This is a genomic window from Vibrio sp. D417a, assembly GCF_030248595.1.
Taxonomy (GTDB): Bacteria; Pseudomonadota; Gammaproteobacteria; order Enterobacterales; family Vibrionaceae; genus Vibrio; species Vibrio alginolyticus.
Map to the genome: position 1 here is coordinate 16,227 of NZ_JAHGAM010000049.1, position 14,707 is coordinate 30,933.

The following is a 14,707-nucleotide window of genomic DNA, read 5'->3' on the forward strand; positions in this document are numbered from 1 at the left end:
CTTAGTAACCCTTTTCGAAATCCACTTGATAATTTAATGAAAACCCATCGCGCCAGCGTAGATAGTTGTCAGCAAAAATCTCGATGACTTGCTCGGGAAAACTCAGCGCAGCAATGTGTGGAGTGATGGTGACTTGCGGTAGTTTCCAAAATGGATGCTCTACCGACAACGGTTCTTGCTCAAACACATCTAAGAAGGCGTGTTCTACCCAACGGTTTTTCAGAGCGAAGAGCAACCCTGCCTCATCCAATACGTCGCCACGACCTACGTTAAACAATAACGCCTGATTTAGTTGGCTGAGCGTTTGACGATTAAGTAACTGTCGCGTCTCAGGTGTACTTGGTAGAGTATTCACAACGATGTCGGCTTGCTCAAATGCCTTACTTAGTTCATTGATATGAAAGGTCTGATGAAACTCGCCGCCTGGAGTAGGGATACCTGTGCGGTTAATACCGATAGTTTTTATCCCCATTGCTTTAGCGGCGTTGCCCAGATAGCCCCCAATACTACCGGTACCAAGAATTACCATGGTTTTACTTTTTAATGACGTGTACAGGTGAGGCTGCCATTGTTTGTTTTGTTGCTGCTGGTGGTATCGGGCAAAGTGGCGGTAATGGGCAATACTGTAACCCAAAACATATTCAGCAATCAGTGGACCAAAGATGCCTCGAACGTTAGTTAGAGTATAGTCCTGACGAAGGCTAGGGGATGTTAAGGCGTTGACACCAGCAAACGTGGATTGTACCCATTCAAGCTGTGAAAACTCGTCTAAGCTTTGTGATAGTAAGGGTGGATCCGCTAGTACGATCTGAGCGGCTTCTGGTTGGTCGGTGAGACAAAGATCGGGCAGATTTTTCTCTGCCAGTAACGTTTTGTAGGTGTCGCGATGCTCTGAGAGCAGGAAAATCTGATTTGAATGCGGCATTAACTTTTTTCCCTGTGATGAATCAAGTACACTTTCGCTGTTTTTTTCTTCAATGATTGAGTGACTATGCTTAAGAATCCTCTTCAGGTTCGTTTAGAAAAACTAGAACCTTGGCAACAAATTACCTTTATGGCGTGTCTGTGTGAACGCATGTATCCAAACTATGCGATGTTTTGTGAGAATACAGAATTTGCTGACCCGCGTGCTTACCGAGCGATTCTTGATAGTGTATGGGAAATTTTGACAGTTAAGAACGCGAAAATTAACTTCGAACGTCAATTGGAGAAGTTAGAAGAGTTGTTCCCAAGTGCGGATGAGTTCGATTTTTACGGCGTTTACCCAGCGATGGACGCGTGTCAGGGTTTGTCTACGTTACTGCATGGTCTATTGGACCGCGACTACCTTTTCGATTCAATGCTTAAAGTGAGTCAACAGTCGGTACAAACCGTTGCTGATCTAGAGCAAGCACAAGGCGCAGAGCCAATCACTAACGACAACCAGAAAGAAAACGAAGCCGTATGTGAAGAGTGGGACGTCCAGTGGGCTATCTTCCGTCCGCTGCGTGAAGCGGTAGAACGTGACATCAGCTTGATTAAAGATTTGCGTGAAGAGCTACGTGAAGAAGGTGTGAGCAACATCGGTATTGCACTTTAATTGTTGAATAAATAGAAAAAGGCATCCTAACTGGATGCCTTTTTTGTTTGTGCGTTTAAGCTGTTATACCTAATGCTGATTACGATTCTTTCGAGTCGGGTTTCGGTGGCTCTTGAGCTTCTGGCTCTTTATCCTGCTTCTCCGGCTCATTATCTTCTTCATCGTCATCGCGGCTTTCGATTACGCCGTGCATTTCTTTCCAGCTTTCCCAGCGTTGGTAAGCCAGCTCCTGCATGTCAGTGCTTTTATCTGCTTCGTCGATGATCTCCTCGCCTACGAGGTGTTCAAAAATATCTTCCAACGTTACCAAACCTAGCACGGTACCGTATTCATCAACAACAAGTGCCAGCTGTAAGCGATGAGTCATCATCTGGTCGAATACTTTAGGTAAAGTGGTATTGTTTAGCACCACTTGAATTGGGCGCATGATTGCTCCCAACTGTTTCTGTCCACTACCTGATTGTTGTAGTTTGAACAACTCAAGGCGATGCACAAAACCAATGATGTTATCTTTCTGCTCGCTGTAAACCAATGGGCGTGAGAAAGGCGTATCTTTGTGTTTTTCTAGGAACTCATTGATGGTCATTGTGGCATCGACACGGAATACTACTGGTCGTGGCGTCATAACCTGCGTTACGGGTACATCTTGGATGCCAAGCAAGTTGCTTAAGATTTTTGATTCACCCTCGGCAAACTCACCGCTTTCACGTGCCAGAATCGCCATTGCAGACAGCTCATCACGCATCTTTGGAGCTTCGTGGTTACGAGCAAGACGCTTGGTGATTTGCTCTGAGAACCAAACAAAGGGTGTAAGCGCCCATACCATCCAACGCAATGCGACCGCGGCAGTGGGTGCCAACTGACGCCAGTAGGTCGCGCCAATCGTCTTCGGTACGATTTCTGAAAGCACTAAGATCGCCAATGTCAGCACTGCCGAAAAGATACCTAATGCTTCGCTACCAAATACAACCGCAGCTTGTGCACCAGCAGTGGCCGCGCCGATAGTGTGAGCGATGGTGTTTAAAGTCAGAATAGATGCCAGTGGTCGGTCGATATCTGATTTCAGCTTAGCCAATTGCCCAGCTGCGGGATGCCCCTGTTGATTGAGCTGCGCAATGTAGCTCGGACTGATACTCAGCAGTACCGCCTCCAGCACCGAACAGATAAACGAAATGCCGATTGCAATAGAGATATAAATGGATAACAGCAGCATAGTTGCCCTTGAATGTAGTTTGATAGTGGTTATTTGCAGTTATTATAACCGCAAAAGTGACTTATAAATTGGTCCAAATACCTTGGAAAGCAAGGGTTTTCAGGGGGTATGTGGTAACAAATTGTGAGTTATTACTCATATTATGGCTAAAAGTACGTCAGAAAATCGAAAGATCGCTTACAAACCTTTGCCAGATGGGGCATTTATGTTTTAGAGTGAGACGAATTCGATAACCTATGAGAAGGGAAACCTAATGAACAAGACCCAATTAATCGACTTTATCGCAGAGAAAGCAGACCTATCAAAAGCACAAGCAAAAGCTGCTCTTGAAGCGACTCTTGATGGTGTAACTGGCGCACTTAAAGAGGGTGACCAAGTTCAACTAATTGGTTTTGGTACATTCAAAGTAAACCACCGCGCTGCACGTACTGGTCGTAACCCTAAGACTGGTGACGAGATTCAAATCGCAGCAGCTAACGTACCAGCATTCGTAGCAGGTAAAGCGCTGAAAGAATCAGTAAACTAAGTTAGAATGCACCGAGGTATCCTGCCTCGGTGCAATTTCATGAAAAAACATCTACTCACTTCACTTCTCCTATCTAGCCTTACCCTTTTTGGCTGTTCATCGGTTGAAACTCCTAATTTAGAACAATTCACGCATTTTTCTGGTGGTAAAGTTGCGGGAGATGCTAGCAGCTTGTACTGGATGACAGAGAAACTCACTCGTGTGAGTACGGCGGCTGATTATGTGACTATAGGGGACAATGGTTGGTTCCAGAGTGATTATCGCTGGGATGAAGGTGAGTTGCGAGAGTTGATTCGAAAAGGCGAGCAAGTTGATACCAAACAAGAGTTGGTGCCTTTTCAAATCCACATCCGTTTCAATAAAGATGGCGAAGCGGTTTACCAACAATATCGTGTTAACCGTAAAGTCTTACCACTTCAGCATGACCAATTAGAGCGCTACAAAGCAGAAGCGAATGACGTAGTGGCATCGGTTAAGGCGCAGTCTCGTAACAATCAGAGCCTTATTCAAGGTTATTGGAATGGTCAATCGTTTGAAACCTGCAAAGGTAAGGTGTTCTCGACACTCGAGTTTAATCAGACGTTGCCAAAATTTATTATCGAGCGTCTCTCATCGGTAGACAGTTATGTGGCTTTTGTCGGCAAGCAGTCACGAAACAAAGCAATGGTCGATGAACTGTTGATGCTCAATGACGATGACTTTGATTGTGTTTCTCGGCCAACGTTGATCTCTGAATAAACATTGCTTCGCATTCTGTCGAACAAGAACAATAAAAAAGGCGCTGAGTGCGCCTTTTGTTTTTTGAGCCAACTTATGTTGTTTTTATTTTTCTTGCTCACGTGCAATTGCACGGTAGCCGATGTCGTTGCGATGGAACATGCCATCCCAACTGATCTGTTTTGCAAGCTCGTAAGCACGCTGCTGCGCTTCTGATACGCTGTTGCCAAGTGCGGTTGCACAAAGAACACGACCACCGTTTGTCACGATGTCGCCATCTTTGTTACCTGTACCAGCATGGAAGACTTTTTCGCCTTCAATTTCAACTTGTGGCAGACCCGAAATAACGTCGCCTTTGTTGTACGCTGCTGGATAACCACCGGCTGCTAGCACGATACCAATCGATGCTCGTGGATCCCACTTCGATTCCGCTTGATCCAGTTTCTCGTCGATTGCCGCTAGGCACAGATCAACAAGATCTGATTCCATGCGCATCATGATAGGTTGTGTCTCAGGATCACCGAAGCGGCAGTTGTACTCGATCACTTTCGGAGTGCCGTCTTTGTCGATCATCAGACCCGCGTATAGGAAACCAGTGTAAGGGTTACCTTCAGCGGCCATGCCACGTACGGTTGGGTAAATCACTTCTTCCATGATGCGGTTGTGGATTTCTTGTGTCACCACTGGAGCTGGAGAGTATGCTCCCATACCACCGGTGTTAGGACCAGTATCTTTGTCGCCTACGCGTTTGTGGTCTTGGCTGGTGGCCATAGGCAGAACGTTCTCACCATCGACCATCACGATGAAGCTTGCTTCTTCACCATCTAGGAACTCTTCGATAACGACACGACTACCAGCATCACCAAATGCGTTGCCTGCTAGCATGTCTTTGATTGCGTCCTCAGCTTCTTCTAGCGTCATTGCCACAATCACGCCTTTACCAGCAGCAAGGCCGTCGGCTTTCACCACGATCGGTGCACCTTGCTCACGCACGTAAGCCAGTGCAGGCTCGATTTCAGTGAAATTCGCGTAGGCACCCGTTGGAATTTGGTGACGAGCAAGGAAGTCTTTGGTAAACGCTTTAGAGCCTTCAAGCTGCGCTGCGGCTTGGGTCGGGCCGAATATTGGCAAACCTGCTTCGCGGAAAGCATCAACCACACCAATAACCAATGGTGCTTCTGGGCCAACGATAGTCAGTTCAATCGCCTTCTCTTTGGCGAAAGCAACAAGGCCAGCGATGTCTTCTACATCGATGTTTACGTTCTCTAGTTTTGGCTCTAGTGCTGTACCTGCGTTGCCTGGTGCAACGAAGATAGTCTCAACATTTGGGTTTTGCGCTGCTTTCCAGCCTAGCGCATGTTCACGACCGCCTGAACCAATGATTAAAACTCGCATATGAAAATCCCTAATCTTATAAATACTGTTTACTCAAAGTAGTTGGTGATGTGGCTAGGCAACAATTGAGCCCATCCCCGGGAGCATAGCCAGCTATGTGACCGGGGTGGACGAAAGCAGCTAACGACGCCACAGTGCCAAATACGAAGAGGAAATTAGTGGCGGAAGTGACGCATACCGGTAAAGATCATCGCCATGCCGTGTTCGTCTGCTGCTGCAATAACTTCGTCATCACGCATAGAACCACCTGGTTGGATAACACACTTGATGCCCGCTTCTGCAGCCGCGTCGATACCGTCACGGAATGGGAAGAATGCATCTGATGCCATGACACAACCTTCAACCTGTAGACCTTCGTCTGCAGCTTTGATGCCTGCGATTTTCGCAGAGTAAACGCGGCTCATTTGGCCAGCACCTACACCGATAGTCATGTCGCTTTTCGAGTAAACGATCGCGTTAGATTTCACGTATTTCGCTACTTTCCAGCAGAACAGTGCATCTTTTAGCTCTTCTTCTGTTGGCTGGCGCTTAGAAACCACTTTTAGGTCGTCTAGGCTTACCATGCCTTGGTCGCGGTCTTGAACCAGTAGACCGCCATTCACGCGTTTCACGTCAAAGCCAGTTGTCTTAGTTGTCCATTCGCCACACTCAAGTAGACGCACGTTCTTCTTCGCTGCAACCACTTCAATCGCTTCAGCAGAAACAGAAGGTGCGATGATCACTTCAACGAATTGACGCTCAACAATAGCGGTTGCTGTTTCTGCGTCTAGCTCTTGGTTGAATGCAATGATGCCGCCGAATGCAGATGTTGGGTCAGTTTGGTAAGCACGGTTGTACGCTTCTAGGATGTCTTTACCTAGCGCAACACCGCATGGGTTTGCGTGTTTTACGATTACACATGCTGGCTCGTTGAACTCTTTCACACACTCAAGCGCTGCGTCCGTGTCTGCGATGTTGTTGTAAGAAAGGGCTTTACCTTGGATTTGGCGAGCAGTAGAAACGGATGCTTCTTGTGGGTTTGCTTCAACGTAGAATGCGGCTGCTTGGTGGCTGTTCTCACCGTAGCGCATGTCTTGCTTCTTCTCGAACTGTTGGTTGAACGTACGAGGGAATTTGCTCTCTTCATCACCTTCTTTGTTCTCACCGTAAGATGGAACCATAGTGCCGAAGTAGTTTGCGATCATGCCGTCGTAAGATGCTGTGTGCTCGAATGCTGCGATAGCTAGGTCGAAACGAGTTTCTAGTGTTAGAGACTTCTCGTTTGCGTCCATCTCTGCAATTACGCGGCCGTAATCACCTGCGTTAACAACGATAGTCACGTCTTTGTGGTTTTTCGCTGCAGAACGAACCATGGTTGGGCCGCCGATATCGATGTTTTCAACAGCGTCGGCTAGTGTACAGCCTTCTTTGGCAACGGTTTCTGCGAATGGGTATAGGTTTACGACAACCATATCGATAGGGTTGATGCCGTGCTTTTCCATCACGTCATCATCTTGGCCACGACGACCAAGCACACCACCGTGAACTTTTGGGTGAAGCGTTTTAACGCGGCCGTCCATCATTTCTGGGAAACCAGTGTAGTCAGAGACTTCAGTTACGGCGATGCCTTGTTCGGCAAGTAGGCGAGCTGTACCACCAGTAGATAGGATATCGACACCGCGCTCAGCAAGAGCTTGCGCAAACTCAACAATACCTGTTTTGTCTGATACGCTGATAAGCGCACGGCGAATAGGACGAGCGTTATTCATGCTTCCATTTTCCTCAAATTCACGGAGTTAAAGATGTTTGCCAAAAATGAACTTGTTTTTACCTCTTGGGGTAAAATATTGGCCAGTTTTGGTAAAGACCTTTGCAGGGTGTTTTCTGGTTAGAAAACAGTCTCCACATTTGATGGCGCGTATTCTAACCAATTTATTACAAAAAAGCTCGCGCAATCGTTTGGCATCTCAAAAATAATTGCAAAAAAGTCGTTCTTTAGCTTTAAAAGTAACGAGATAGTTAATAGGGAAAGTTATGTTTCAGATAGGTGAACTGGCAAAACGTTGTGGTGTGACTGCCGATACATTGCGTTTCTACGAGAAAAACGCGCTAATAAAACCCGCAGGGCGAAGCGAATCAGGCTACCGCTTGTATGATGAAGAGAATCAAAAGCAGGTGCACTTTATCCTCAAAGGTAAAGATCTTGGCTTGAGTCTGGATGAAATTAAAGACCTGTTAGAAATTAAGTTAGAAGCGACAGAACACAGCTGTGCAGAGGTAAAAGCCATTACTTCTGCTAAGTTAGAGCTGATTGATGGGAAAATTAACGAGCTGACGAAAATTCGCCGAGCGTTAAAGAAGATTAATGATGCTTGTTGTGGTCATACAGACGATGACGCCACACATTGCTCTATCCTCGCAGCACTTGAGTAGTCTCATTCTTGCATCACTTAACTTAAGTTTGCATTTTTGGCGACTTGCTTTTCTAGGTACACGCTGCTTTCCCACCTATAATCTTGCCTTTAGTTACTTGTAGGAATCGACCATTGTCTGATTCCTAGCGTAACGCTGTCTGTAGATACGAGAGTTTTCATACATGGTTGGAGTCTATTTTCAAATCAATGACTGGGTTTTGAGCGTTGATGAAAATAAGCTGTATCGACAAGATAGGGAAGTTACTGTTGAGCCACGCTTAATTAATCTTTTGCACTTCTTAGCGGAGCATGCGAATGAGGTGTTCAACCGCGAGGAATTGATTCAGTACGTTTGGGCTGGAGCGATTGTGACCGATCAAGTGGTGACTCAATCCATCTTTGAGTTGCGTAAGCTACTACGTGACGGTCGAGAGGAAAATACCAACTACGTTATCACGGTGCCCAAGCGTGGCTATAAGCTGGTAGCGAACGTGGTTACTATGACGCATGAAGAGTTTGTCACAAGTCGGCAAAATGAAGAGATCCCACCTTCGGTTGAAGAATCGGAAGAGGATTGTCTACCTATAGCACCAGCCGTTACCTTTCCTGCCGGTCCTCTAACTCGCGCGGTCTGCGAGATGTCAAAAGAGAAAAAAGCACCTCAGAGCAAAAACAAAATCAGTCCTTGGCGATTGGGAATTATGAACTTCATCTGGATCAGTATGTTGGTCGTAGTGATGGGCGTGTTTACCTACAAGCAATCGGAAGTGCGTATTACCCAAGCCATCGATACCCATCTGATTGAGTTCAAATTTCAAGATAATTTTACGAATGAAGGATTAAGCTACGATTTGGCAGACGGATTCGCCCAAAAGTTGATGTCCGACATTGCTCAAGTCAGTGATTACCGAGTCATGCTAAAGAAGGCGTCGTTTACTTCTGGCATTGTGCCTGGTAAATCGGTTGTGGTGAGAGTTCGTGAGAATGACGGTGGCAGCTTTTTAGAGGTGGAATATCGCAATAACTCATCTGAAAAAGTGTTGTTTAGTCGTCAATACGCGTTAACCAGTAGTCATTTAAAGACAGTGCTTCAACAAGCATCGTTGGATTTGATGCAAGTGCTGAAAGTATCGGATGCCAAATTGAAATCTACGATGCTGGTGGCGGGAATGCCAATGAATCCCGACGCGTTGGAGTTGTTTGTTCAGGCTAACCATTACCTTAATGTCTCTGATACTAAACAATTCCGCCAAGGTATCGACTTGATGGAAAACATTTTAGAAATCGAGCCGGATAATGCTTACGTTCAAGCTGAGTTGTTGATTGCTTACCATGTACAAAAGGCACTTGATTTCTCACAGGAGTTGAAGAAAGGGCGAATGCAGCAGCTCAGTGAAGCACTAGAGACTAATGTGAAAATGATGGTGGGGCCAATTCAACCGCGAATTTATGAAGCTTTAGCACTGCACGAAACCATCATTGGTGACATGGCGTTAGCCAAGCGGCATCTCGGACAGGCATTGAGGTTACGTGATTCAGTGCTTTCCTATGTGATTCGCGGTAAGCACGCCGAATTGGATGGTGATCTGGATTTAGCCAGTGAGTCTTACAGTGAAGCTTTCTATATTGATACGTCGGTTGAGACGTACCTGCTGTGCGAAAACTTGGTCTTCCCAAGTAACATGAAGGCGATTGATTACGCCATGTATCGCGCCGTTCACCCTTCTGTCGTTCGAATGCTTTAATTCTCTCGGACTCAACGTCAGTCTAATGCTAGCCCCTCATTTCGGTGAGGGGCTTTTTTGTCGCTGTCGAAAAGTGAAAAGGGTGAGGCGGTGGGGCAATGACTTACGAAGGAGCTAACAGCGCAAGCTTGCAACGGGAATACATACCCGCTTTGCTTCTCTATCTCTATCTCTATCTCTATTGATTGTATGAAGTGTCTGGCTGAGTTATGTGGCGAGAATGATTTTGATGCTTTCTTGCAGGCGAGATGAATATTGATGTGGGTCAAAAAGCGCGATCAGGGAGAGATTTATGGAATCAACACTTCAGGGAATTAACCCTTCGGGATGGGGAAGTTGATAGAGGTTGATAACTTTTATCGCGATGACCAACGAGTTGATGAGAGTTTATCTATCGGTAGAAGGTTTGATGTTTTTCTTGTAACAGTATGAATAATATAGTTTTATATTTTTGTGTTTATCATGTTTATCTCAACTTGATGTTGATGAACTAATCATTTTATTGATAACACCAAGTTTATTTTTTTCTCAGTTTTTGGGCGTAGTCTTCACTTCGAAATTTAGCGAGGTCGAGCAGGTTCTTCCTCATAGCATCTCGCTAATAACCATTCAGTTTGAGTCATGTTGACTCGAGTAGAATAGATTTGGAGATGTTATGTCATCGAATGCGAAAAAAATCGGCCTTATTGCCTGTACGGGTGTCGTAGCCGGTAACATGATGGGTAGTGGTATCGCACTATTACCTTCTAGTCTTGCCTCTGTAGGCTCTGTTTCAATCTTCAGTTGGCTGATCTGTTTGGTCGGTGCACTGAGTCTGGCGTTCGTTTACGCTCGTCTGGCAACCAAAAACCCACAAGAAGGTGGTCCTATCGCTTATGCTGGCGAAGTGTCTCCGGTATTTGGTTTCCAAACGGGCGTTCTTTATTACCACGCGAACTGGATTGGTAACCTGGCTATTGCCATTACAGGTGTTTCTTACCTTTCAGTATTCTTCCCTGTGCTTAATAACCCAATTCCAGCAGGTATTGCGACGATTGTATCGGTATGGATCTTCACTTTCGTCAACCTACTTGGTGGTAGCTGGGTAAGCCGTCTATGTACGCTTGGCTTAGTTCTTATCCTTATCCCAGTTGTTGGTACAGCTGCATTTGGTTGGACGCACTTCGATACTGCGCTTTACAGCCAAAACTGGAACGTATCAGCAGGCACTGACAGCCACGCGGTAGTAACAGCGGTTCTTATCTGTCTATGGTCATTCGTAGGTGTGGAATCAGCAGCGGTATCGACGGGTATGGTAGAAAACCCTAAACGTACTGTACCACTAGCAACTATGTTAGGTACTGGTATCGCAGGTGTGATTTACATCCTATCAACTCAAATGATCAGCGGTATGTTCCCAGCGTCAGAAGTTGCGGCATCAGGTGCGCCATTTGCATTGGCAACCACTGAGCTATTCGGTAGCTGGACTGCACCATTCGTATCAGCATTCACAGCACTAGCATGTTTCACTTCGCTAGGTTCTTGGATGATGCTGGTGGGCGAGGCTGGTAAACGTGCAGCAAGCGATGGCAACTTCCCTAAAATCTACGGCGAAACTGACAAAAACGGTGTGCCTAAGAAAGGTCTAATCCTTGCGTCAATCAAGATGACTGCACTGATGGTTGTACTGATGTTCTTCAGCTCTAAAACAGCACACGCATCAGACCTGTTCAACCAGCTAACGACTGACGCAGTTCTACTAACAATGCTGCCTTACTTCTACTCAAGCATTAACTTGATTCGCTTCGAAGGTATGACAACACGCAACGGCTTCGTAATGCTGTTCTCTGGTGTGGCTTGTCTGTTCTGCTTCATCGCACTAGCAGGTGCAGAGGGCGGTACGCTAACAGCAACCTTCATCGTGTCTCTAGTTATCTTGATGTTCTACAGCAAAAAAGCAGGTCTTGCTCAGTACGTGAAAATGCACGCTGAAGACATGCCTGCCCAAGCAAGCAACTAATCCCCAAAACGCTGGCACTACGGTGCCAGCCCATAAAACCCAAATTCACGCGGCGCTCACCTTACTCATTGCCTGTAAATGGCAAAGAGCGCCCTCATTCGCCTTGGAGATGTCCAAATGAATATATTCGCTATCTTGAACCACATGGGTGTGTTCTTTAAAGAAGAGCCAGTTCGTCAACTTCACGCTGCTCTTGAGAAAGCGGGCTACGAAGTGGTTTACCCAGTAGATGATAAAGACTTGATCAAAATGATTGAGATGAACCCACGCATTTGCGGTGTGCTGTTCGACTGGGATAAATACTCACTAGAGCTATGTGAACGTATCAGCCAAATCAACGAAAAACTGCCTGTTCACGCATTTGCTAACGAACAGTCTACTCTAGACATTTCACTAACAGACCTACGTCTAAACGTGAGCTTCTTCGAGTACGCTTTAGGTATGGCTGACGACATCGCTATCAAAATCAACCAAGCGACTGAGGCATACAAAGATGCCATCATGCCTCCATTCACTAAAGCGCTATTCAAATACGTAGAAGAAGGTAAATACACCTTCTGTACTCCAGGTCACATGGGCGGTACTGCATTCCAGAAAAGCCCTGCTGGTAGCATCTTCTACGATTTTTACGGTCCAAACACATTTAAAGCGGACGTATCAATCTCAATGCCTGAGCTAGGTTCTCTACTAGACCACTCAGGTCCACATAAAGATGCAGAAGAATACATCGCACGTACATTCAATGCAGACAGCTCGTACATCGTAACTAACGGTACGTCTACATCGAACAAAATCGTTGGTATGTACTCAGCGCCTGCAGGCAGCACAGTACTGATTGACCGTAACTGTCACAAGTCTCTGACTCACCTAATGATGATGAGCGACGTGACACCAATTTACTTCCGCCCAACTCGTAACGCATACGGCATCCTTGGTGGTATCCCACAAAGCGAATTCAGCCGCGATGTCATTGCAGAGAAAGTGGCGAAAACACCAGGTGCAACTGCACCAACTTACGCAGTAGTGACTAACTCAACTTACGATGGTCTGTTGTACAACACACAATTCATCAAAGAGTCCCTAGATTGTAAACACATCCACTTCGACAGTGCTTGGGTGCCTTACACTAACTTCAACCCAATTTACGAAGGTAAATGTGGTATGAGTGGTGAAGCGATGCCAGGCAAAGTGTTCTACGAGACACAATCAACACACAAACTGTTGGCAGCGTTCTCACAAGCTTCAATGATTCACGTGAAAGGTGACTTTGATAAAGAGTCTTTCAACGAAGCATTCATGATGCACACTTCAACTTCACCTCAGTACGGCATTGTTGCTTCTACTGAAACTGCAGCGGCAATGATGCGCGGCAACACTGGTAAGAAGTTGATGCAAGACTCTATCGATCGCGCAATCCGCTTCCGTAAAGAGATCAAACGTCTAGAAGCAGAAAGCGACAGCTGGTTCTTCGATGTATGGCAACCAGAAAACATCGATACCACAGAATGTTGGAAACTAGACCCTAGCGACACATGGCACGGCTTCAAGAACATGGATGACAACCACATGTATCTTGATCCAATCAAAGTAACGCTACTGACTCCTGGGATGAATAAAGAAGGCGAACTAGAAGAATCAGGTATTCCTGCTTCGCTGGTGGCTAAATTCCTAGACGAGCGCGGCATCGTGGTAGAGAAAACAGGTCCATACAACTTGTTGTTCCTATTCTCAATCGGTATCGACAAATCAAAAGCAATGCAATTGCTACGCGGTCTAACTGAATTTAAACGTGGCTACGACTTGAACCTAACCATCAAGAGCTTCCTACCTTCGCTATATAACGAAGACCCAAGCTTCTATGAAGGCATGCGCGTTCAAGAACTAGCACAAGCAATTCATGACCTAACTAAGAAATACAACCTACCAGAGCTAATGTACAAAGCGTTCGATGTTCTTCCAGAAATGAAAGTAACACCACACGCAGCATGGCAAGAAGAGCTTCGTGGCAACATCGAAGAAATTAAACTGGAAGAAATGGTTGGCCGCGTAAGTGCGAACATGATCCTTCCTTACCCTCCAGGTGTGCCACTAGTACTTCCTGGTGAAATGGTGACTCAAGAGTCTCGCCCTGTGCTGGACTTCCTAGAGATGCTTTGTGAGATCGGTGCGCATTACCCAGGTTTCGAAACCGACATCCACGGTCTATACCAACAAAAAGATGGTAGCTACACCGTAAAAGTATTGAAGAACTAAGTTCCTCTCGAAGATGACATCATTGGGACTGCAAGCATGCTCCACTCTTACGAGCTCAATGCGTCATCGAACAATAACGACATTTAGATATACCCCTAACTAATCTGTCGTAAAGAGAAGGGCAAGGATGCTCTGATCTTTTCTTCTATATATAGAAGAAACACTTTTTCAAGACTTCACCTGAAGTACCCCAAATAAAAAGCAAAGACCAAAGAGCAGTTCGTCATCGTTCTGCTCTTTTTTTTCGTCTTTATATAGGTAGAGAGAGAAAAAAGAACCAAGAGAGATAAGATCAGTAATCAAAATCACAAAGAAATCGGCGATCTTTTAATGCAGAAGTCAGGTGTTTCATCATGAAAAGATCCTCTGCAACCCGAAATATTAGACAAGATCGTTGAGTATCTATGCAGAATGCTCGTTATTTGTTCGGTTGAAAGTTTTTTTGCAAAAAACGCTTGTGCTAATTTCTCAACCCCCTATACTGCGCATCCACCGACACGGAGTGAGACGAAAGTCACACAGTGAGTCGGGAAGAGAGAAAAAAGAATTTGAAAAAAATGCTTGACTCTCTCACGGTGTGAAGTAAGATACGCACCCCTAACGACGAGCAACTAAGTTGCTGAAAATGTTAGAAAAGCTCTTTAAAAATAAGAACCTATCAATCTGTGTGGGCACTCGTTGATGATAATCCAATTAGAAACTTCGGTTTCAAATTAGGTTTCAATGAAACGAAGTGACCATTGAATCGAAAGATTCAGCACAGTCAATTCAAACATTACGTTATGTAATGTTCAGTATTCATTGAGCCGAACAAAATCTTAAATTGAAGAGTTTGATCATGGCTCAGATTGAACGCTGGCGGCAGGCCTAACACATGCAAGTCGAGC

Annotated in this window: 11 protein-coding genes and 1 rRNA gene; 8 read left to right on the plus strand and 4 right to left on the minus strand. The window is 45.6% G+C overall.

Translation table 11 applies throughout. The features are described 5' to 3' along the window. Position 1 precedes the first annotated feature (1 nt). Complete coding sequence (locus tag KI742_RS23075) at positions 2-925, minus strand: D-2-hydroxyacid dehydrogenase (RefSeq protein ID WP_005382519.1); 924 nt, start codon at positions 923-925, stop codon at positions 2-4. Between the two features lie 66 nt (positions 926-991). Here KI742_RS23075 and KI742_RS23080 point away from each other — a divergent pair, with 66 nt between their 5' ends. Beyond that, on the plus strand, positions 992-1,579 hold the full coding sequence (locus tag KI742_RS23080; protein ID WP_005382520.1) for a YjaG family protein: 588 nt from the start codon (positions 992-994) through the stop codon (positions 1,577-1,579). A 79-nt stretch (positions 1,580-1,658) separates the two neighbouring features. Here KI742_RS23080 and KI742_RS23085 read toward each other — a convergent pair whose 3' ends face one another. Continuing rightward, positions 1,659-2,792, minus strand: a complete 1,134-nt coding sequence (locus KI742_RS23085) for a hemolysin family protein (protein ID WP_285386292.1) — start codon at positions 2,790-2,792, stop codon at positions 1,659-1,661. Positions 2,793-3,045: 253 nt separating this feature from the next. Between KI742_RS23085 and hupA the strand changes: the two genes are divergently transcribed. Next, complete coding sequence (gene hupA / locus KI742_RS23090) at positions 3,046-3,318, plus strand: nucleoid-associated protein HU-alpha (protein ID WP_005382524.1); 273 nt, start codon at positions 3,046-3,048, stop codon at positions 3,316-3,318. A gap of 39 nt (positions 3,319-3,357) precedes the next feature. Then, the gene (locus KI742_RS23095; RefSeq protein ID WP_285386293.1) at positions 3,358-4,056 is read left to right on the plus strand and encodes a DUF1481 domain-containing protein; all 699 of its coding nucleotides are present in this window, start codon (positions 3,358-3,360) and stop codon (positions 4,054-4,056) included. Between the two features lie 84 nt (positions 4,057-4,140). Here the strand turns inward: KI742_RS23095 and purD are convergent, their stop codons facing one another. Then, positions 4,141-5,430: a phosphoribosylamine--glycine ligase gene (gene purD / locus KI742_RS23100; protein ID WP_047102533.1), complete on the minus strand. Its 1,290-nt coding sequence runs from the start codon at positions 5,428-5,430 to the stop codon at positions 4,141-4,143. Between the two features lie 155 nt (positions 5,431-5,585). Continuing rightward, on the minus strand, positions 5,586-7,178 hold the full coding sequence (gene purH, locus KI742_RS23105) for a bifunctional phosphoribosylaminoimidazolecarboxamide formyltransferase/IMP cyclohydrolase (RefSeq protein ID WP_258641393.1): 1,593 nt from the start codon (positions 7,176-7,178) through the stop codon (positions 5,586-5,588). A 265-nt stretch (positions 7,179-7,443) separates the two neighbouring features. On the opposite strand from purH, the gene zntR reads away from it, so the two are divergent. From zntR to KI742_RS23130, 5 genes are all read left to right on the plus strand, one after another. Then, entirely contained in the window at positions 7,444-7,842 is a 399-nt protein-coding gene (gene zntR, locus KI742_RS23110; protein ID WP_005382529.1) for a Zn(2+)-responsive transcriptional regulator, read from the plus strand. 163 nt (positions 7,843-8,005) lie between these two features. Next, a complete protein-coding gene (gene cadC, locus KI742_RS23115; protein ID WP_005382530.1) occupies positions 8,006-9,568 on the plus strand; it encodes a lysine decarboxylation/transport transcriptional activator CadC in 1,563 nt (520 codons plus the stop codon). A 655-nt stretch (positions 9,569-10,223) separates the two neighbouring features. Further along, on the plus strand, positions 10,224-11,567 hold the full coding sequence (gene cadB / locus KI742_RS23120) for a cadaverine/lysine antiporter (protein WP_285386294.1): 1,344 nt from the start codon (positions 10,224-10,226) through the stop codon (positions 11,565-11,567). A 117-nt stretch (positions 11,568-11,684) separates the two neighbouring features. Next, entirely contained in the window at positions 11,685-13,820 is a 2,136-nt protein-coding gene (locus KI742_RS23125) for a lysine decarboxylase CadA (RefSeq protein ID WP_017635553.1), read from the plus strand. An 820-nt stretch (positions 13,821-14,640) separates the two neighbouring features. Then, positions 14,641-14,707, plus strand: a 16S ribosomal RNA gene (locus KI742_RS23130); the annotation flags it as partial.